Source organism: Streptomyces sp. NBC_00490, assembly GCF_036013645.1.
Lineage (GTDB): Bacteria > Actinomycetota > Actinomycetes > Streptomycetales > Streptomycetaceae > Streptomyces > Streptomyces canus_F.
In genome coordinates, this window is record NZ_CP107869.1 from 5,596,854 (window position 1) to 5,615,725 (window position 18,872).

The 18,872-nt window shown below is 71.6% G+C and carries 19 protein-coding genes; 13 read left to right on the forward strand and 6 right to left on the reverse strand.

The features are described from left to right. Positions 1-2: 2 nt before the first annotated feature. The gene (locus tag OG381_RS25440) at positions 3-302 is read right to left on the reverse strand and encodes a hypothetical protein (protein WP_327718377.1); all 300 of its coding nucleotides are present in this window, start codon (positions 300-302) and stop codon (positions 3-5) included. Here OG381_RS25440 and OG381_RS25445 point away from each other — a divergent pair. The 8 genes from OG381_RS25445 (at position 277) to OG381_RS25480 (ending at position 8,427) form a co-directional block, all read left to right on the forward strand. Beyond that, positions 277-1,266 (forward strand): alpha/beta hydrolase, encoded by a 990-nt coding sequence (locus tag OG381_RS25445; protein ID WP_327718378.1) that lies wholly within the window; start codon positions 277-279, stop codon positions 1,264-1,266. The genes OG381_RS25440 and OG381_RS25445 overlap by 26 nt on opposite strands. Continuing rightward, entirely contained in the window at positions 1,259-2,503 is a 1,245-nt protein-coding gene (locus tag OG381_RS25450) for an acyltransferase family protein (protein ID WP_327718379.1), read from the forward strand. Before OG381_RS25445 ends, OG381_RS25450 begins: the two co-directional genes overlap by 8 nt. Then, positions 2,496-3,833, forward strand: a complete 1,338-nt coding sequence (locus OG381_RS25455) for a sensor histidine kinase (protein WP_443061935.1) — start codon at positions 2,496-2,498, stop codon at positions 3,831-3,833. The genes OG381_RS25450 and OG381_RS25455 overlap by 8 nt, the downstream gene beginning before the upstream one ends. Further along, on the forward strand, positions 3,830-4,504 hold the full coding sequence (locus OG381_RS25460) for a response regulator transcription factor (protein WP_327718380.1): 675 nt from the start codon (positions 3,830-3,832) through the stop codon (positions 4,502-4,504). The genes OG381_RS25455 and OG381_RS25460 overlap by 4 nt, the downstream gene beginning before the upstream one ends. Positions 4,505-4,628: 124 nt before the next feature. Beyond that, the gene (locus OG381_RS25465; RefSeq protein WP_327718381.1) at positions 4,629-5,969 is read left to right on the forward strand and encodes a sensor histidine kinase; all 1,341 of its coding nucleotides are present in this window, start codon (positions 4,629-4,631) and stop codon (positions 5,967-5,969) included. After that, positions 5,966-6,640: a response regulator transcription factor gene (locus OG381_RS25470; protein WP_327718382.1), complete on the forward strand. Its 675-nt coding sequence runs from the start codon at positions 5,966-5,968 to the stop codon at positions 6,638-6,640. Before OG381_RS25465 ends, OG381_RS25470 begins: the two co-directional genes overlap by 4 nt. Before the next feature lie 64 nt (positions 6,641-6,704). Then, on the forward strand, positions 6,705-7,142 hold the full coding sequence (locus OG381_RS25475; RefSeq protein WP_327718383.1) for a VOC family protein: 438 nt from the start codon (positions 6,705-6,707) through the stop codon (positions 7,140-7,142). A gap of 82 nt (positions 7,143-7,224) precedes the next feature. Beyond that, positions 7,225-8,427, forward strand: a complete 1,203-nt coding sequence (locus OG381_RS25480; protein WP_327718384.1) for a cytochrome P450 — start codon at positions 7,225-7,227, stop codon at positions 8,425-8,427. On the opposite strand, the gene OG381_RS25485 is transcribed toward OG381_RS25480, so the two are convergent. From OG381_RS25485 to OG381_RS25495, 3 genes are all read right to left on the reverse strand, one after another. Then, positions 8,410-8,685: a hypothetical protein gene (locus tag OG381_RS25485; RefSeq protein WP_327718385.1), complete on the reverse strand. Its 276-nt coding sequence runs from the start codon at positions 8,683-8,685 to the stop codon at positions 8,410-8,412. The two genes, OG381_RS25480 and OG381_RS25485, sit on opposite strands and share 18 nt — an antisense overlap. Positions 8,686-8,757: 72 nt before the next feature. Continuing rightward, positions 8,758-10,326 (reverse strand): ABC transporter permease, encoded by a 1,569-nt coding sequence (locus OG381_RS25490; RefSeq protein ID WP_327718386.1) that lies wholly within the window; start codon positions 10,324-10,326, stop codon positions 8,758-8,760. Beyond that, complete coding sequence (locus OG381_RS25495; protein ID WP_327718387.1) at positions 10,323-11,240, reverse strand: ABC transporter ATP-binding protein; 918 nt, start codon at positions 11,238-11,240, stop codon at positions 10,323-10,325. Before OG381_RS25495 ends, OG381_RS25490 begins: the two co-directional genes overlap by 4 nt. Before the next feature lie 73 nt (positions 11,241-11,313). Here OG381_RS25495 and OG381_RS25500 point away from each other — a divergent pair, with 73 nt between their 5' ends. Then, positions 11,314-11,808, forward strand: a complete 495-nt coding sequence (locus tag OG381_RS25500) for a GbsR/MarR family transcriptional regulator (RefSeq protein ID WP_327718388.1) — start codon at positions 11,314-11,316, stop codon at positions 11,806-11,808. Here OG381_RS25500 and OG381_RS25505 read toward each other — a convergent pair whose 3' ends face one another. Next, complete coding sequence (locus tag OG381_RS25505; RefSeq protein WP_327718389.1) at positions 11,809-13,317, reverse strand: APC family permease; 1,509 nt, start codon at positions 13,315-13,317, stop codon at positions 11,809-11,811. A 150-nt stretch (positions 13,318-13,467) separates the two neighbouring features. Between OG381_RS25505 and OG381_RS25510 the strand changes: the two genes are divergently transcribed. From OG381_RS25510 to OG381_RS25520, 3 genes are read left to right on the forward strand one after another with little or no spacing between them, the layout of a single operon-like run. Beyond that, positions 13,468-14,847, forward strand: coding sequence for an ethanolamine ammonia-lyase subunit EutB (locus tag OG381_RS25510; RefSeq protein WP_327718390.1), 1,380 nt, complete (start codon positions 13,468-13,470; stop codon positions 14,845-14,847). Continuing rightward, positions 14,844-15,602 carry an ethanolamine ammonia-lyase subunit EutC gene (gene eutC / locus OG381_RS25515; protein ID WP_327718391.1) on the forward strand — a complete coding sequence of 253 codons (759 nt, stop codon included), beginning with the start codon at positions 14,844-14,846 and terminating at the stop codon, positions 15,600-15,602. Before OG381_RS25510 ends, eutC begins: the two co-directional genes overlap by 4 nt. A 35-nt stretch (positions 15,603-15,637) precedes the next feature. Further along, positions 15,638-16,234: a Uma2 family endonuclease gene (locus tag OG381_RS25520; RefSeq protein WP_327718392.1), complete on the forward strand. Its 597-nt coding sequence runs from the start codon at positions 15,638-15,640 to the stop codon at positions 16,232-16,234. 159 nt (positions 16,235-16,393) lie between these two features. Here the strand turns inward: OG381_RS25520 and OG381_RS25525 are convergent, their stop codons facing one another. Next, positions 16,394-17,266, reverse strand: coding sequence for a diacylglycerol kinase (locus OG381_RS25525; RefSeq protein ID WP_327718393.1), 873 nt, complete (start codon positions 17,264-17,266; stop codon positions 16,394-16,396). A 210-nt stretch (positions 17,267-17,476) separates the two neighbouring features. Between OG381_RS25525 and OG381_RS25530 the strand changes: the two genes are divergently transcribed. Beyond that, the gene (locus OG381_RS25530) at positions 17,477-18,760 is read left to right on the forward strand and encodes an adenylosuccinate synthase (protein ID WP_327718394.1); all 1,284 of its coding nucleotides are present in this window, start codon (positions 17,477-17,479) and stop codon (positions 18,758-18,760) included. Positions 18,761-18,872 lie beyond the last annotated feature (112 nt).

The following is an 18,872-nucleotide window of genomic DNA, read 5'->3' on the forward strand; positions in this document are numbered from 1 at the left end:
AGCTACGTCGGGAGTTGGCTCCCCGGCGGGACGTGGACGACGTGGTCCGATCCGTAACTTCCCCACCAGGCAAGCCCGATGGACGGGCGGTCTGGGAGGGAGGCGGCCGTGGGGTTCGCGACGGGGGTCAGGGCGACGGGGGGCAGGGCGGCGGCGTCGAGGGTGGCCGCGCGGGTCGGACGCGGCGGGCGGGCAGAGCCGCGCAGGGATGAGCCGTCGCCGCCGCGCACCTCGTCGGTGTCATCGGTGGGTGCGGCGGTGTCGGCGTCGTTGTCGGTGTCCGCGAGCGTCCCCGCCCCCACCCGGCCCCCACACCGCCGCACCCACCGATGGCGCCGAGCCACCCTTGCCGCCCTCATCACCGGAGCTGTGGTGTTCCCCCTCTCCGCCGCCACCCACGCCGAGATCCCGGCCCCGGCCCCCGCGACCCTCGCCCCCTTGACGGCCACGACCCTGGACGAGGCCTACTCGGCCAACCGCGCCAACGCCGCCGAGGCGTCCCGCATGGCCGCGGCCCACGGCGACGACGCGAGAGCCGCCGCCGACCGAGCCCTGGCGGCCCCCTCCCGCCACTTCCTCCACTTCGACGGCCGGGGCTCCGGCCGGGCCACGGAGGTCTTCGGCGACCTCGCCCACGCGAACCACATCGCCGTCCTCGTCCCCGGCTCCGACACCTCCCTGGACACCTACGACCGCTTCCACAGGGCCGCGGCCGCCCTCCACGAGCAGCTGACCCGCACCGGCCCCCGCACGGCCGTCATCGCCTGGCTCGGCTACGAAACCCCGGCCACGATCAGCCCGGCCGTCACCACCACCGGCCGAGCCGACCAGGCCGCCCCCCACCTGCGCGGATTCCTGCGCCAACTCCACGGCATCACCGGGCGGCAGGCCACCGTCTCCCTCCTCTGCCACAGCTACGGCTCGGTCGTCTGCGCCCGAGCCGCCACCGGCCCGGACGCGACCGACCTGGTCCTCCTCGGCAGTCCCGGCACCGGCGCCGACGACGCGGCGGCCCTGCACACCCGCGCCCGCGTCTGGGCGGCACGCGGCAGCGACGACTGGGTGGGCGAGGTCCCGCACGTCAGGACCGACCTGTTCGGCATCACCGTCGGCTTCGGCACCGACCCCGTGTCCCCGGCCTTCGGCGCGCAGGTGTTCGCCGCGGGCGACGGCGGCCACAGCGACTACTTCACCCCGGGCTCGGTCTCCCTGACCAACCTGGCCCGGATCGTCCTGGGACACACCTCGGAGGTGACCCGTGCGTGACACGACCCCGCGCCCCACCAGCGGCATACGACAGGGCTGGGCGGCCGTACGCGAGGGCGCCGTCCGCGTCGACGAGGCCACGCCCGCCGGCCGCGACCGCGCGGTGGATGCCCTGCGCGCCTTCGCGATCCTCGGCGTGGTCCTCGGCCACTGGCTGGTGACCGCCCTGGTCGCCGACGGCCGTACCCTGCACGCCGCGAGCCCGCTCCAGCACCTGCCCCGGCTCGCCCCCATCTCCTGGGCCTTCCAGACCCTCGCGGTGTTCTTCCTGGTCGGCGGCCATGTGGCGACCAAGAGCCACGCCTCGGCACAGGCGCGCGGCACGACGTACGGCGCGTGGCTGACCGCCCGGCTGTTCCGGCTGTTCCGACCGGTCGCCGCCGTCCTCACCCTGTGGACGGTGATCGCCGCCGGTCTGCTGCTCACGGGCGCGGAGTTCGGGACGGTCCACACCCTGGTGAAGCTGGCCCTGTCGCCCCTGTGGTTCCTCGTCGTGTTCGCCGCGCTGACGGCGGCGACCCCCTTGCTGACCCGGCTGAGCCCTCTGTGGCCGCTGGCCGTCGTCCTCCACGTCGACCTGGTCCGCTTCGGTCTCGGAGGCCCGTCCTGGCTCGGCTGGGTCAATGTGGCGGCGGGCTGGCTCGTCCCGTACACCCTTGGCGCGGCCTGGACCCGCGGCGAACTGGACCGCCGACGCTCGGGCTGGATCCTGCTGACCGGCGGCGCGGCGGTGACCGCATTCCTGATCGTTCGGGCGGGCTACCCGGCGTCGATGGTCGGCGTCCCGGGCGCCCCGCTCTCCAATCTCAACCCGCCCACGCTGGCCGCCGTCACCTTCGGCCTGGCCCAGTGCGGTCTGGCCCTGCTGCTGCGCGACCGGCTGCGGAGGGCGATGCGCCGCCCGACGGCCTGGGCGGCGATCGCCCTGGTGAACCTCTCCGCGATGACGATCTTCCTCTGGCACCAGACGGCCCTGATGGCGACCACGGCCACCGGTCTCCTCGCCGGCCGCCTCCCGGGTCTGCACACCGTGCCGGACGGCCTCGGCTGGGTCGCCGCCCGTCTCGCCTGGCTGCCGGTGTTCGCCCTCGTCCTCACTGTCTGCTGGACCGCGTTCCGCTCCTGCGAACAGGGCGGCCGCCGGAGCCGGACGCCGCGGAAGGCGGGCAGCTCACGGGTGGTCCGAGCACACCGTCCGTCCGACCGGGAGACATCGGCGGGGGTGACCCGTGTCTAGGGTGGGGCGCGTGACGGAAACGGGGATCCAGCACGTGGTCATGGGCCGTGTGCGGCGCTGGCTGCGCGTGCTGCGCGAGGACCTGTGGACCGCCCGCGCGGATCCGCTGCCCGCGTCGGTGTGGCTGCGCTGGCTGCCGCACGGCCTGCTCTGGCTGGCCGCGTTCGGCGTCACGATCGGCGCACTGCCCCAGCTTCAGGACAACGCCGGAATTCCCTTCGGTTGGGCCTCCCTCGTCGCACTCGGCCAGGGCGGCGCGGTGGTCCTCGCGATGTGGCGGCCCATTCCGGCGTGGTGGCTGTCCATGACGGCCACCGTGATGGGAGCCGTCGCCGTGCACGGGAAGCTCGGGGGGCCGGCGGGCGGCTTCACCTGGCCCTGGACGGCGGCCGGGATCATCGGCCACCTGCTCGTGCTCCTGCTGCTCGCCCTGCGCGTCCGCACCCGGATCGCCGCGGAGGCACTCGCCCTGACCGCACTGGCCACCTACGCCCTGCAAGGGCTGTGGGGCGGCCCGGACTACCAGCCCACCGGGGTCATCGCGGTCGCCCTCGCCACGGTCGTCGTGGTGCTCGGCATCGCCCTGCGCGGCCGCCGCGAGGCCCGTCAGGAACTCGTCGAGCAGACCACCCTCACCACCGAGGAGCGTGCCCGCCGCACCCTGCTGGAGGAGCGCAGCCGGATCGCCCGCGAACTGCACGACGTGGTCGCCCACCACATGTCGGTGATCTCCATCCAGGCCCAGGTCGCCCCGCACCTGGTCGAGAACCCGTCCGAGGAGCTCAAGGAGAACCTCGCCGGCATCCGGCAGAACGCGCTGGAGGCGCTCACCGAACTCCGCCGCGTCCTGGGCGTCCTGCGCTCCGAGCACCCCGACTCCCCGGACCCCGTGGAGCCCGGCACCGGCGCCGCCCCGCACACCCCGCAGCCCACCCTCGACCGGCTCGACGCGCTGGTGGAGAACACCAGGGCGGCCGGACTGCGCGTCGAGGTCGACGTGCGGGGCGAGCAGCGCGCGCTGCCGCCCGGCCTGGAGCTGTCGGCGTACCGGATCGTGCAGGAGGCCCTCAGCAATGTCCTGCGGCACGCGCCGGGCGCGGTCGCCCATGTCGAACTCCGATACACCGCCTACGGGTTGATCGTGGAGGTCGTCAACTCGCCGCCGACACAGGCAGCGGCGCCCTCACCCGGCGCCGGGCACGGACTGCTCGGCATGCGGGAACGGGTCGGGATGCTCGATGGTTCCATGACGGCACACCCTCTTCCGGACGGCGGCTACAAGGTGTTCGCGTTCCTCCCGACCGGCGATCTCAAGGACGGCACCGTATGACGAGCAGCCCCATCCGCGTACTCATCGCCGACGACCAGCAGATGGTCCGGCAGGGCTTCACCGTGCTGCTCAACACCCAGCCGGACATCGACGTGGTCGGCCAGGCGGTCGACGGTCTGGACGCCGTGGCGAAGGTCGCCGAACTCGCCCCGGACGTCGTGCTGATGGACATCCGCATGCCCGAGCTCGGCGGCATCGAGGCCACCCGCCGCATCACCCGGGCGACCCCCGGGATCAGGGTGCTCGTGCTGACCACCTTCGACCTCGACGAGTACGTCTACGAGGCACTGCGCGCCGGTGCCTCCGGCTTCCTCCTCAAGGACGCCTCCGCGGACCAGCTGGCCGAGGCGGTCCGGGTGGTGGCGGCCGGCGACGCCCTCCTCGCGCCCGGCATCACACGGCGCCTGATCACCGAGTTCTCCCGCCTCGGCGATCGCCCCCGCGGCCCGCTCAAGGAACGCGTCGGCGACCTCACCGAGCGCGAGACCGAGGTTCTGGCGCTCATCGCGGCGGGCCTGTCGAACGCGGAGATCGCCGAGCGGCTGGTGGTGGCGGAGCAGACGGTGAAGACCCATGTGGGGCGGATCCTGGTGAAGCTGGGGCTGCGGGACCGCACCCAGGCGGCGGTGTTCGCGTACGAGTCGGGGCTGGTGCGGCCGTCGGGGTACTGAGCGGGCGGCAGCGGGCCGTCCCGGTCACGGGCCCGGGCAGGACCCGTAGTACCTGAGACGGATCCCGAAGGACCCCTCTCACTGGTGACGACCCCGGCCCCCGCCTCCGCCTACGGTTCTGTATGTGACCGAGACGACCCACATGCAGACACCGCCACCGGGGGACGGGGCCAAGCCGCGCAGCCCGGAGTACCGGCTGGCCGCGAACGCCCTGCGCGGGCTGCGGCAGGACCTCTTCCACGACGCCTTCGCCTACCGGCCGCTGCCCCGCATGCGGGTCGACGGCCCGCTGACCCGGCGGCTGCCCGGCCGCCTGCGCGAGTACGTGGTCTGGACACCGCACGCCGTGATCACCATGAGCGCCGTGATCACACTGGTCATGGCCACGGTCGACACCGGCGACGCGGGCCTGGTGCTCGGTCCGCTCGCCGTGCTCCCGATCCTGCTGAGCATGCTCCGGCCGGTCGGGGCGTTCTGGCTGTCCATGGCCGCCACTCCGGTCAGCCAGGTCTTCGGCAACACCTATGAGGGCTATCCCTGGCTGCCGGCCAGCTTCGCCTGCCATCTGACCGTGTTGACGGTCGTGGCCCTGCGCACCAGACCGCGCACGGCCGCGTACCTGTGGGCCGTCACCGCGGCGTACGGCTTCGTGGCGGAGGTGGCCTTCGGGCCGGCTTCCTACTACGGCGACGACACCGCCCCCATGCTGGTCTTCTCCGCACTGGTCCTGCTCGTCGTCGCCGTCTGGCACACCCGCCGGGAGGCCCGGCAGGAGGTGACCGCGCAGCAGACGGTGACCGCGCAGGAGCGCTCCAAGCGCACCCTGCTGGAGGAGCGCACCACCATCGCCCGCGAGCTGCACGACGTGGTCGCCCACCACATGTCGGTCGTCGCCATCCAGGCCGAGGCCGCGCCCTACCGGGTGGAGAACCCGCCGCCGGAGCTGGAGCGGGCCTTCGCGACGATCCGGGAGAACGCGGTGGCGGCCCTCACCGAACTCCGCCGCGTCCTGGGCGTGGTCCGCGCCGAGGACTACGAGGCCCCGGACGCCCCCCAGCCCACCCTCGCCGACCTCGACGCGCTGCTCGCCAATGTGCGGGACACCGGCCTGAGCGTGGACAAGACGGTGACCGGGGCGGTGCGTGAACTGCCGCCGGGCGTGGAGCTGTCGGCGTACCGCATAGTCCAGGAGGCCCTGAGCAACACCCTGCGCCACGCGCCCGGCGCGAGCGCCCGAGTGGAGATCGGCTATGTCCTGGGCGGCCTGGGCCTGCGCATAGTCAACGGCCCGCCGCCGGCGCGGGCGCTGCTGAAGCCCTCGCCCGGCGCCGGGCACGGCATCACGGGCATGCGGGAGCGGGTGTCGATGCTGAACGGCGAGATGACGGCGGTCCCGACGGACGACGGAGGGTACGAGGTGACGGTGTTCCTCCCCGTCGCCCTGGCGAGCGAAGGTGAGGCATGAGGCAGGGCACCATCCGCGTGCTGATCGCGGACGACCAGATGATGGTGCGCGAGGGTTTCTCCGTCCTGCTCAACGCGATGCCGGACATCGAGGTCGTCGGCGAGGCGGTCAACGGCCGCGAGGCGGTGGACCGGGTCCGTGAACTCGCCCCGGACGTCGTGCTGATGGACATCCGCATGCCCGAGCTGAACGGGATCGAGGCGACGCGGGAGATCGTCGCGGCGGACGGTGCGGCGAAAGTGCTGGTGCTGACGACGTTCGACCTCGACGAGTACGTGTACCAGGCGCTTCGGGCGGGCGCCTCGGGCTTCCTGCTGAAGGACGCCTCGGCCCGTCAACTGGCGGACGGCGTGCGGGTGGTGGCCTCCGGCGAGGCCCTGCTGGCGCCCTCGGTCACCAGACGCCTGATCACGGAGTTCTCGAAGCTCTCCGACTCCCCCCGCCTGATGTCCTCCGCCCACGCGGCGTACGGCGAACTGACCGAGCGCGAGACGGAGGTCCTGGTCCTGATCGCCCAGGGTCTGTCGAACGCGGAGATAGCCGAGCGCCTGGTGGTCGCGGAGTCCACGATCAAGACCCACGTCAGCCGGGTCCTGGTCAAGCTCGGGCTGCGGGACCGCACCCAGGCGGCGGTCTTCGCCTACGAAGCCCGCCTGGTGACGCCGGGCTAGCCGGATCTGCCGGTCACCGCGATGCGGCCTGTCACGGGAAGCCGGAGGTCCCTACCCTCCAGGTATGGAACAGAGAGTCACTCTGATCACCCTCGGTGTCTCCGATCTCGGACGGGCCAAGGCCTTCTACGAGGCTCTCGGGTGGCGGGGGCAGGAGGTCCAGGAGACCGTCTTCTTCCAGGCCGGCGGGCTGGGGCTGGTGCTGTGGGGGAGGGACGAGCTGGCGGCGGACTGTGGGCTGGAGGCCGGTTCGCCGGGCGGTTTCGGAGGGATCGTCCTCGCGCACAACGTGCGGTCCGAGGCGGAGGTCGACGAGCTGCTCGCCGTGGTGGAGCGAGCCGGCGGGACGGTGACCAGGCCCGCCGCCGTGAACGCCATCGGGTTCTACGCCGGCGCCTTCACCGATCCGGACGGCCACGCCTGGGAGGTCGCTCACAACCCGGGCTTCCCGCTCGCCGAGGACGGCACGCTCACGCTGCCGGACTTCGGCGCCGGAGACTGATCCTCCCCGTCCGCCTGGCCGTGCCGGTGGTCCGCTGAGACACCCCTGGTCAGGAGGGGGGCCGTCGGTCTAACGTCCGTCCATGGCAGCCTTCGACCCGTGGGACCCGGCGTTCCTCGCCGACCCGTACCCCTCCTACGCCGACCTGCGCGGCAAGGGCCGCGTGCACTTCTACGAGCCGACGCGGCAGTGGCTCGTCCCGCACCACGCCGAGGTGTCGGCGCTGCTGCGCGAGCGGCGGCTCGGGCGGACGTACCAGCACCGGTTCTCGCACGAGGACTTCGGGCGGACGGCGCCTCCCGCCGAGCACGAGCCGTTCCACACGCTCAACGACCACGGGATGCTCGACCTGGAGCCGCCGGACCACACCCGGATCCGGCGGCTGGTGTCGAAGGCGTTCACGCCCCGGACGGTGGAGCAGCTCAAGCCGTATGTGACCCGGCTGGCCGGCGAGCTGGTGGACCAGCTCGTGCAGAAGGGCTCCGGTGACCTGCTCACCGATGTCGCCGAGCCGCTCCCGGTCGCCGTCATCGCCGAGATGCTGGGCATCCCGGAGGCCGACCGGGCGCCGCTGCGTCCCTGGTCGGCGGACATCTGCGGGATGTACGAGCTGAACCCGCCGCAGGACGTGGCGGCGCGGGCGGTGCGGGCCTCGGTCGAGTTCTCCGGGTATCTGCGGGAGCTGATCGCCGAGCGGCGCGAGAACCCCGGCGACGATCTGATCTCCGGGCTCATCGCCGCCCACGACGAGGACGACCGGCTCACCGAGCAGGAGATGATCTCGACCTGTGTCCTGCTGCTCAACGCGGGGCACGAGGCCACGGTGAACGCCACCGTCAACGGCTGGTACGCCCTCTTCCGCAACCCCGACCAGCTCGCGGCCCTCCGCGCGGACCACACCCTGATCCCGTCCGCGATCGAAGAGCTCATGCGCTACGACACCCCGCTCCAGCTCTTCGAGCGCTGGGTGCTGGACGACATCGAGATCGACGGGACCACGATCCCGAGGGGCGCGGAGATCGCGATGCTCTTCGGCTCCGCCAACCACGACCCGGCTGTCTTCCAGGCCCCCGAGAAGCTCGACCTCGCCCGCAAGGACAACCCGCACATCTCCTTCAGCGCCGGTATCCACTACTGCATCGGTGCCCCGCTGGCCCGTATCGAGCTGGCGGCCTCGATGGCGGCGCTGCTGGAGAAGGCGCCGGGACTCGCTCTCGCCGCCGAGCCGGAGCGGAAGCCGAACTTCGTGATCCGGGGGCTGGAAGGGCTAGCGGTGGAGGTCTGACCGCCGGCCCACCAGATACGCGATCACGACGGAGAGGAGCGCCGGCGGGAGCGCTCCGGCGAGGGCGACGAGGGGGAGTTCGACGAGGACGGCGCCGTAGTCGGTGCCCTCGCCCTCGAAGCCGCCGCCCAGATGACGTGCGGTGCGGGGCGAGGCGGCCCACACGAGGGTCGCCACCAGCGCGCCCACCGCCGACAGCAGACAGCCGCCGCACGTCACCGCGTTCCGACGGTCCCGGGGGTCCGGCCGCTGTCCCATGCCCGGAGGGACGCGCCCGCTCCTCCCGCGGTTCTCACAGGAGGAGCGCGAGGCCCCGGCCGGCCCGTTCCGTCACGTCGTCATGTCCCGCCTGCGCAGCCCCGCCAGCCCGGCGGCCACCAGCACCACCGCCAGCCCGACCAGCACCAGTACCGGCCCCCAGCTCATCTCCCCGCCCGGCAACTTCGGCAGATGCCCGAACGGCGACACGTCCAACACCGCCTGCGGAGCGTCCAGCGCCGGTCCGACCCAGCCGATGAGCAGGACCGCGCCCGCGACGCCCCAGGCCGCCGGTGCCAGGCGCGGCAGCAGCCCGTACAGCGCGACCGCCAGCCCGCCGATCACCCACACCGCGGCCACCTGGACCAGGCACGCCCCGAGGATGGGCCCGACCTGTCTGCCGTAGCCCACGGCGAAGCCCAGACCGGTGAGCAGCATGATCAGCACCGCTCCGCCGAACGCCACGGTCAGGTGGCCGGCGGCCCACCGCATCCGGCCCACCGCGTTCGCCAGCACCGGCTCCGCGCGGCCCGAGGTCTCCTCGCCGTGCAGCCGCAGCACCGAACCGACCACGTACAGGGCCGCGATCAGGCCCATCATGCCGACCATCGATCCCAGGAACGCGTCCGTCAGACCGCTCTGGCCGCCCATCCGCTCGAAGATCTCGCGGGCGCCGGCGTTGTCGCCGACCAGGTCGGCCACGCCGTCCGTCAGGCCGCCGTAGACGACGCCGACGACGAAGAAGGCGAGGCTCCAGCCGTACACGCTGCCCCGCTGCAACCGCCAGGCCAGCGCGCCCGCACTGCCCAGTCGGCCCGCAGCCGGTCCCGGGCGGGTCGGCAGGAAGCTCATGCCCACGTCCCGGCGGCCCGCCAACCCGTAGGCCACCGTCCCCTGCACGGCCACCGCCGCGGCGAACAGCGCCAGCACCCACCAGCGTTCACCGGCGTACGGGCGCAGGTTCTCCAGCCAGCCCAGCGGGGAGAGCCAGGTCAGTGCCGAACTGCCGTCGTCCGTCGCCGAGTCGCCCGCCGCCCGCAGGACGAAGGCCGCGCCCAGCACCCCGGCCGTCAGCCCCCGTGCCAGCCGTGCGCTCTCCGTCAGCTGCGCGACGATCGCGGCCGTCGTGGCGAAGACCATGCCGACACAGGCGATCCCGAGACCGAGGGCCAAGGCCCCGGTGACACCCTGTCCGGCCAGGCCCGCCGTCACCAGCAGGGCCAGCACGCCGTTCGCGACGCCCGCCGCCAGCAGCGCCGCCGTCAGGGACGCCCGGCGGCCCACCACCCCGGACGCCACCAGCTCCTGGCGGCCGCTCTCCTCCTCGTCCCGGGTGTGCCGTACGACGACCAGCAGGCTCGTCACCGCCGCGAGCAGCCCCGCGTAGACGCCGACGCGCCAGGCCGTCAGGGCGCCCAGGGAGGTGTCGAAGACCGGTCCGATCAGCGCCCGGAAGGAGGCGTTGGTCGCCACCTGGTGGACGAGGTCGGTGCGTTCCGCCGGGGTGCCGTACAGGCTCTTCAGGCTGCCCGGCATGGAGAGCACCATCAGCGCGTTCACCGCGACCCAGGCCGGGACCATCACCCGGTCGCGGCGCAGGGAGAAGCGCAGCAGTACGCCCGTGCCCGCGAGGGTGCTCATCGGGCCGTCGCCTCTTCCTCCTGGTAGTGGCGCAGGAACAGCTCCTCCAGCGTGGGCGGGGTCGAGGTCAGGGACCGTACGCCGGTCTCGCTCAACGAGCGCAGTACGGCGTCGAGTCGGTCGGTGTCGACCTGGAACCGGACGCGATGGCCCTGGCCCCCATCCCTTGCCTGGAGGTCGAGATCGTGCACGCCGGGGAGCTGCGCCAATCCGTTGGGTGGGCCCGCGAGTTCGGCCGTCACGCTGGTGCGGGTGAGGTGGCGCAGCTCGGTCAGGGAGCCCGACTCCACGGTGCGTCCGCGCCGGATGATGCTGACCCGGTCGCACAACTCCTCGACCTCGCTCAGGATGTGGGACGAGAGCAGGACGGTCCGTCCCCGGTCCCGCTCCTCCGCCACGCACCGCTGGAAGACCTCCTCCATCAGCGGGTCGAGGCCCGACGTCGGCTCGTCCAGGATCAGCAGGTCCACGTCCGAGGCGAACGCGGCGACGAGGGCGACCTTCTGGCGGTTGCCCTTCGAGTAGGTGCGGCCCTTTTTGGTGGGGTCCAGCTCGAAGCGTTCGAGCAGCTCGGCGCGGCGCCCGGTGTCGAGGCCGCCGCGCAGCCGGCCGTAGAGGTCGATGACCTCGCCGCCGGACAGGTTGCGCCACAGGGTGACGTCGCCGGGGACGTACGCGATCCGGCGGTGCACCTCGACCGCGTCCGCCCATGGGTCCCGGCCGAGCACCTGCGCGGCGCCGGAGTCGGCGCGCAGCAGGCCGAGCAGGACGCGGATGGTGGTCGACTTGCCGGAGCCGTTGGGGCCGAGGAAGCCGTGGACCTCGCCGGTCTCGACGTCCAGGTCGAGTCCGTCCAGTGCGTGCGTCTTGCCGAAGGACTTGTGAAGCCCCGAGACGCTGATGGCCTTCGTCATGGATCCGAACGTACGCTTCCTTCAGAAATTTGTGAAGTTAAGGAAGCCTGTGAAGCCCCGATAGGATGGGTCCATGACGGAAGCAGCTGGTGGGCGGGACGCCGAGGCCGTCTCGAAGTTCGTCGAGTCCTTCGCGGCGCAGCTCGTCGAGGCCGGGATGCAGCGCATGGCGGCGCGGGTCTTCGCCGCGCTCCTCTCCTCCGACGAGGGCGTCATGACCTCCGCCGAGCTGGGCGAACAGCTCCGGATCAGCCCCGCGGGGGTCTCCGGGGCGGTGCGCTACCTGGCCCAGACGCACATGGTCGCGCGCGAGCGGGAGCCCGGCTCGCGCCGGGAGCGTTACCGGGTGCAGGGCGACCAGTGGTACGAGGCGCTGACCAATCGCGAGGCCGTCCTCAAGCGCTGGGAAGCGGCCCTGCGGGACGGCGTCGCCAGCCTCGGCGCCGAGACACCGGCCGGACGCCGCATGGCCGAGACGCTCGCCTTCTTCGAATTTCTCGACGGCGAGGTCGCGGCCATGATGGAGCGGTGGCGGGCGCACCGCCAAGAGATGTTCGGCGAAGGGTAGTTACCGCTCCTTGGTCTCCTCCAGCACCGTCCGGCCCAGCAGCAGATACCGCTCCGGTGACCGTCGCTTCAGATACTGCGCGTAGCCGATCCCGCTCGCCGCGACCAGCGCCACCAGCCACGGTGTCGCCTTCAGGACCAGCGAGCCGGACTCGGTGCCCGCCGCCGCGCCCATGTTGGACACCAGCAGCGCGACCACCGCGAGCATCGCGACGCCGCCGAGGAGAGGGGCGGTGAAGGTGCGGAACCAGTGCCGGCTCTCGGGGTGGTGCTTGCGGAAGTAGGCCAGCACCGCGAAGGAGCAGACGGCCTGCACGACGAGGATCGCCATGGTGCCGAGGATGGCGAGCAGGACGTACGTACCGGTGTACGGGTCCTTGCCCGCCGCCCAGAACGCGATCAGCAGCAGGGCGGTCACCACGGTCTGGACCAGGCCCGCGATGTGCGGGGAGCCGTGCCGGTCGTGGGTGCGGCCGAGGGTGTTCTTCAGGGAGGGCAGGACGCCCTCGCGGCCCAGCGCGTACATGTAGCGGGCGGCGCAGTTGTGGAAGGCCATGCCGCAGGCGAGCGAGCCGGTGATCATCAGCCACTGCATGACGTCGACCGCCCAGTGGCCCACGTACTGCTCGGTGGGGCCGAAGAAGAGGCCGAGGGGGTTCTCGGTGGCGACCTTCACGGCGTTCGCCTCGCCGGTGCCGGTGATCGCCATCCAGGAGACGAAGACGTAGAAGACGCCGACGCCGAGGACCGAGATCATCGTCGCCTTGGGGATGATCTTCTTCGGGTTGCGGGACTCCTCGCCGTACATCGCCGTCGACTCGAAGCCGACCCACGACCAGAAGGCGAAGAACAGTCCGAGCCCGGCGCTGGTGCCGTGGAAGGCGTTGACGGGGTTGACCGGGTCGAGGCTGAAGCCGTCCGGGCCGCCGCCGTGCAGCGCGACCGAGATCGCCATGGCCGCGAGGATCGTCACCTCGGTCGCGAGGAGGACGACGAGCAGCTTCTCGGCGACCGAGACACCGAACCAGGTGCCGGTCGCGTTGACCGCGAGCATCAGTGCCGCGAACGCCCACCAGGGGACGGAGACCCCCGTCTGGTCCTTCAGCGTCTCCGTCGCGAAGGTCGAGAAGATGCCGATCAGGGCCGGCTCGAAGACGACGTACGCGAAGGTCGCGAGGAGTCCCGAGGCGAGGCCGATCGTGCGGCCGAGGCCGTAGGAGATGAAGCCGTAGAAGGCTCCGGTGGAGGTGATGTGCTTGGCCATCGACGTGAAGCCGACGGCAAAGATTGCCAGGACGACCATTGCGACGAGGTAGCTCGCCGGGGCGCCGATGCCGTTGCCCGCCGACACCATGAAGGGCACGTTGCCGGTCATCGCGGTGATCGGCGCTGCGGTCGCCACGGCCATGAAGACCACGCCGAGCAGGCCGATGGCGTTGGGCTTCAACCGGTGGACGGTGCCGCCCTCGTCTGTCTGTGCCGCCGGGGCGACTCCCTCGTCCACTGCCATCGAGATGGCCCCTCTCCTGCCGTTGTGCTGGTGTGCTCGACCGGAACTCTGTAGGCGAAATGAGTCGGCCAAGGGTCTCGGGGCGTTAAATGTTTGTCAACCAGACCTTTAGAAATCTGTCGGCAATATGCGGCTCGTACGGTCCCCGGCATGAGCTACACGTCCACCCTCGGCGGCGAACGCCACCGCTTCGACTCCCTCGCCCGCCTCCTCGCCGCCGCGAGCCCGGAGCGTTCCGGCGACCATCTCGCCGGGCTCGCGGCGACCAGCGCACGGCAACGGGTCGCGGCACGCTGGGCGTTGGCCGAGGTGCCGCTCACGACGTTCCTGACCGAGCCGCTGATCCCGTACGAGAGCGACGACGTGACCCGGCTGATCCTGGACACGCACGACACGGCGGCCTTCGCGCCGGTGGCCGGGCTGACGGTCGGCGAGTTCAGGGAGTGGCTGCTGACGGCCGACTCCCCCGCGCTCACGGCCGTGGCCCCCGGGCTCACACCCGAGATGGTGGCGGCCGTCTCCAAGCTCATGGGGAACGCCGATCTGGTCGCGGTGGCGCGGAAGGTGCGCGTCGTGACGGGGTTCCGGTCCACGATCGGGCTGCCCGGGCGGCTCGCGACCCGCCTTCAGCCCAACCACCCGACCGACGACCCGGCGGGCGTGGCGGCGGCCCTGCTGGACGGACTGCTGCTGGGATCGGGAGACGCCGTCATCGGCATCAACCCGGCCACGGACAGCCCGAAGGCGGTGCGCGAGCTGCTGGAGCTGCTGGACGGGGTGATCCGGCGGTACGCCATCCCGACCCAGTCCTGCGTGCTGTGCCACGTCACCACGAGCGTGGACCTGATGGAGCGCGGCGCCCCGGTGGACCTGGTCTTCCAGTCGATCGCGGGGACGCAGGCGGCGAACGCGTCCTTCGGCGTGACCCTGGGCCTGCTCGACGAGGCGTACGAGGCCGCCCTCAAGCTGGAGCGGGGCACGGTCGGCCGGAACGTCATGTACTTCGAGACCGGCCAGGGCGCCGCGCTCTCCGCCGACGCCCACCACGGCGTGGACCAGCAGACGGTCGAGGCGAGGGCGTACGCGGTGGCCCGGCGCTATGACCCGTTGCTGGTCAACACGGTCGTCGGCTTCATCGGCCCGGAGTACCTGTACGACGGCCGCCAGATCCTGCGCGCCGCCCTGGAGGACCACTTCTGCGGCAAGCTGCTCGGTCTGCCGATGGGCCTGGACATCTGCTACACCAACCACGCGGACGCCGATGACGACGACGTGGCGACCATGCTGACCATGCTCGGCGTCGCCGGTGCCTCCTTCGTGATCTGCACGCCGGGCGGCGACGACATCATGCTGAACTACCAATCGGCCTCGTACCACGACGCGTTGTACCTGCGGGAGGTGCTGGGGCTGCGCCCGGCACCGGAGTTCGAGGCATGGCTGGAGTCGATGGGGCTGCTGGACGAACGCGGCGGCATCCGCGAGGTCGGCTCCCACGCACTGACGGCCATCGGGAAGGAGCTCGCGGCATGAGTGAAGTGACCCTGGACAACGACGAGTTGTGGATCTCGCTGCGCCGCCACACCCAGGCCCGGATCGGCCTCGGCCGCTCCGGCTCCGCGCTGCCCACCCGGCACCGCCTGGAACTCCAGACCGCGCACGCCGCCGCCCGGGACGCGGTGCACTCGCCGTTCGAGCCGGACACGGTCGCGGCCGGGCTGGCGGGGATGGCGACGGTGCGGGTGCGCAGTGCGGCCGGAGACCGGCTGACGTACCTCCAGCGACCCGACCTGGGCCGCCGCCTCGATCCCACCGACCGGGCGCATCTGCCGACGGGGGAGTGGGACGTGGCGTTCGTCGTCGCGGACGGACTGTCCAGCCGGGCGGTGCACGAGCACGCGGCGGCGGTGGTGCGGGAGACGGCGGCGCTCCTGGCCGGGTGGCGGATCGCCCCGGTCGTGCTGGCCGAACAGGCCCGGGTCGCCCTCGGGGACGACGTCGGGGCGGCGATGGGTGCGGAGATGGTGGTCGTGCTGGTGGGGGAGCGGCCCGGGATGTCGGCGGCGGACTCGCTGGGGGCGTATCTGACCTACCGGCCGGTGCCGGGCGTGACCACGGACGCCGACCGGAACTGCCTGTCCAACATCCGCCCGCCGTCCGGGCTGTCGTACGAGGGGGCGGCGGTGAAGTTGGCGGGGTTGATGGGGCGGGGGCGGGAGCTTGGGGTTACGGGGGTGGGGTTGAAGGACGAATCCGATCACGGAGACGTGAGCGGACGGCTACTCTGAGTTGCGAGTGGTTCGCGGCGAGGGGAGGGCGCATCATGACACTGATGACTGAGCGACCGACGATAAGCGGCACCGAGCCCCGCAGCTTCGAGGCGTTGCTGGCCGACCTCGACGAGCTGGTTCTGCCTGACGGCTACAGGGCCGAAATCATCCGGGGGAGCATCGTCTTGTCGCCGTGGTCGAAGGGGTACTACCACCGTGTCATGGGGCTGATCTGTGACCGGCTGAGGCCGCATCTCCCACAAGGGCACGACATCAGTGGTGGCCCTTTCCTGTACGTCTTCCCAGGCGATGAGCGAGCTTACGGGCCTGACATTCATGCCGCGCACGAGCAGACGTTCGAGACGACGAGTAATCACCTGGACGGCGAGGCCCTTTCCTTCGTCGCCGAACTCACATCCTCGTCCACGCGGGACGACGACCTGACCGACAAGGTCGTTGTCTACGGGAGGGCAGGCGTGCCGATCTATCTCCTCCTCGATATGCAGGAGGAGCAGGCCACCGTGTTCTCGACCCCCTCCGCCAAGGGATACGAGTCACGCTGCACGAGGCCGTTCGGGGAAGAGCTCCCTCTCCCGGCACCGTTCGACTGCACCCTCGACACCACCGGCTTCCAGGCACCGGAGAAGTAAGCCGTCCGCCTGGCGCGGCATCCGGCGTCAAAGCGGACCCGCCCGTTCCCGCAGCCGTCCGCATGACTGCCCCTCCCGGCCGTGCTCACGGACGGGCACAGTAACCGCCTGACCCACCCGTGACCGGCCCCGGACCCAGCCCCGGCTGGGGCTCCCCCGTCAGTCGCCGTTCAGCCCCGGCCAGTCCCCGGGAAGGGTCAGTCCCAGGGCCCCCTCCCACACCGTCCACGTCCGCCTTCGTACCGGCCCCCACACGCCCGAGTCCGCCCGGTAGCGGAAGTCCGCCCCCGACACCGTCACCCGCCGCCCACGGGCCAGCAGGGGCGACGCCTCCGCGCCCACCGACACCGGCCGCACCTCCACCGCCGCCGCCCCGGAACCCCCCGGGGTCACGGAGACCGCCTCCACGGGCTGGTCCAGGTCGACGAGGATCTCCCCGTCCACCTCGACCCGCAGCCGGGTGGGGCCGGCCACGGGGGACGGCTGGGCGGGCCGGAGCGGACGGGCGGGCACCAGGGTCCGGACCAGCGACTGACAGGTCCGCAGCCACGGCCGGCCGGCGTCCTCCGGATCCCCCCGCGGAGCGAGCGGCGGGATCCGCAGCGCGCCCAGGACCACCCCGTCGCTGTCGTCGACCAGCAGATCGAGCCGCCGCGCCGCCCCGTCCAGGACCGCCCGCGCCGCCGCCACCGCGCCCGTGGGCACGCCCAGGGACCGCGCGACGGTGAGCACACCGCCCACCGGCACGACCGACAGCACACATCCGGCCAGCTCCCGCTGCCGGTGCAGCAGGGACACCGCCCGCAGCAGCGCCCGGTCGTCGCCGACGACCACCGGCCGCCGCGAACCGCGCCGGGCCAGCACCCGGGCGAACTCCTCGGCGTCCGCCGGCAGACACACCTTCGCCCCCGGCGCACCCGCGCTGAGCACGTCTTTCGCGATACGGACGGACTCCCCGTCCATCCTGTGGGCAACCGGATCGATGACCACCAACAGCTGATCTGAAGACGCTGAAGTCGCCACCTCGGTCATGCCTCGCTTCCTCGGGTAGCATCTTTGTGCAAGAGCCCCTTGCGCTATTGCGCCAGGGGCTTCGTCTATTCCGGGGCATCCGGGTCCGACGGGTTCACGGCCGACCACGGCCGTCGGTGGCCGAAGCAGGTCGCCAGGGTACGAGGCACAAGGCCGTGTCGCGTACGCCCCTGACCTTGGACATGCCCCGCCCGGAAGGGGTGTACGCGCGTGCCCGCACTTGTGCTGCTCGGTGCTCAGTGGGGTGACGAAGGCAAGGGAAAGGCGACGGACCTGCTCGGCGGATCCGTTGACTATGTGGTGCGCTACCAGGGCGGCAACAACGCCGGCCACACGGTAGTCGTGGGCGATCAGAAGTACGCCCTTCACCTGCTCCCTTCCGGAATCCTCACCCCGGAGTGCACTCCGGTCATCGGCAACGGTGTCGTCATCGACCCGTCGGTCCTGTTCTCCGAGCTGAACGGGCTGAACGAGCGCGGCGTCGACACGTCCAAGCTCCTGATCAGCGGTAACGCTCACGTCATCACGCCTTACAACGTGACCGTGGACAAGGTGACGGAACGCTTCCTCGGGAAGCGGAAGATCGGCACCACCGGACGGGGCATCGGGCCCACCTACGCGGACAAGATCAACCGCGTCGGCATCCGGATCCAGGACCTGTACGACGAGTCGATCCTCACACAGAAGGTGGAGGCGGCCCTCGACGGCAAGAACCAGCTCCTCACCAAGGTCTTCAACCGCCGCGCCATCGAGGTCGGCCAGGTCGTCGAGGAGCTGCTGTCCTACGCGGACCGGCTGAAGCCGTACGTCGCCGACACGGTCCTGATCCTCAACCAGGCCCTGGAGGACGACAAGGTCGTGCTCTTCGAGGGCGGCCAGGGCACTCTCCTTGACATCGACCACGGCACGTACCCCTTCGTGACGTCGTCGAACCCGACCGCGGGCGGTGCCTGCACCGGCGCCGGCGTCGGCCCCACGAAGATCAGCCGGGTCATCGGCATCCTGAAGGCGTACACCACCCGTGTCGGCTCGGGCCCGTTCCCGACGGAGCTCTTCGACGAGGACGGCGAGGCGCTGCGCCGCATCGGCGGCGAGCGGGGCGTGACGACCGGCCGTGACCGTCGCTGCGGCTGGTTCGACGCGGTCATCGCCCGCTACGCGACCCGCGTGAACGGCCTGACCGACTTCTTCCTCACCAAGCTCGACGTCCTCACCGGCTGGGAGCAGATCCCGGTCTGCGTGGCCTACGAGATCGACGGCAAGCGCGTCGAGGAGCTCCCGTACTCCCAGACCGACTTCCACCACGCGAAGCCGATCTACGAGACCCTCCCCGGCTGGTCCGAGGACATCACCAAGGCGAAGTCCTTCTCCGACCTCCCGAAGAACGCCCAGGCATACGTCAAGGCGCTCGAGGACATGTCCGGCGCCCCGATCTCCGCGATCGGCGTGGGCCCGGGCCGGGACGAGACGATCGAGATCAACTCGTTCATCTAGGACGCGGGCACATGGGCCGGTCAAGGATTTCCTTGACCGGCCCATGGCCTTTTCCTGGTTCCGCCCGGAAGCGGGGGAGCGCAACTATCTACGCGGGTAGTTGTGCCCCTCC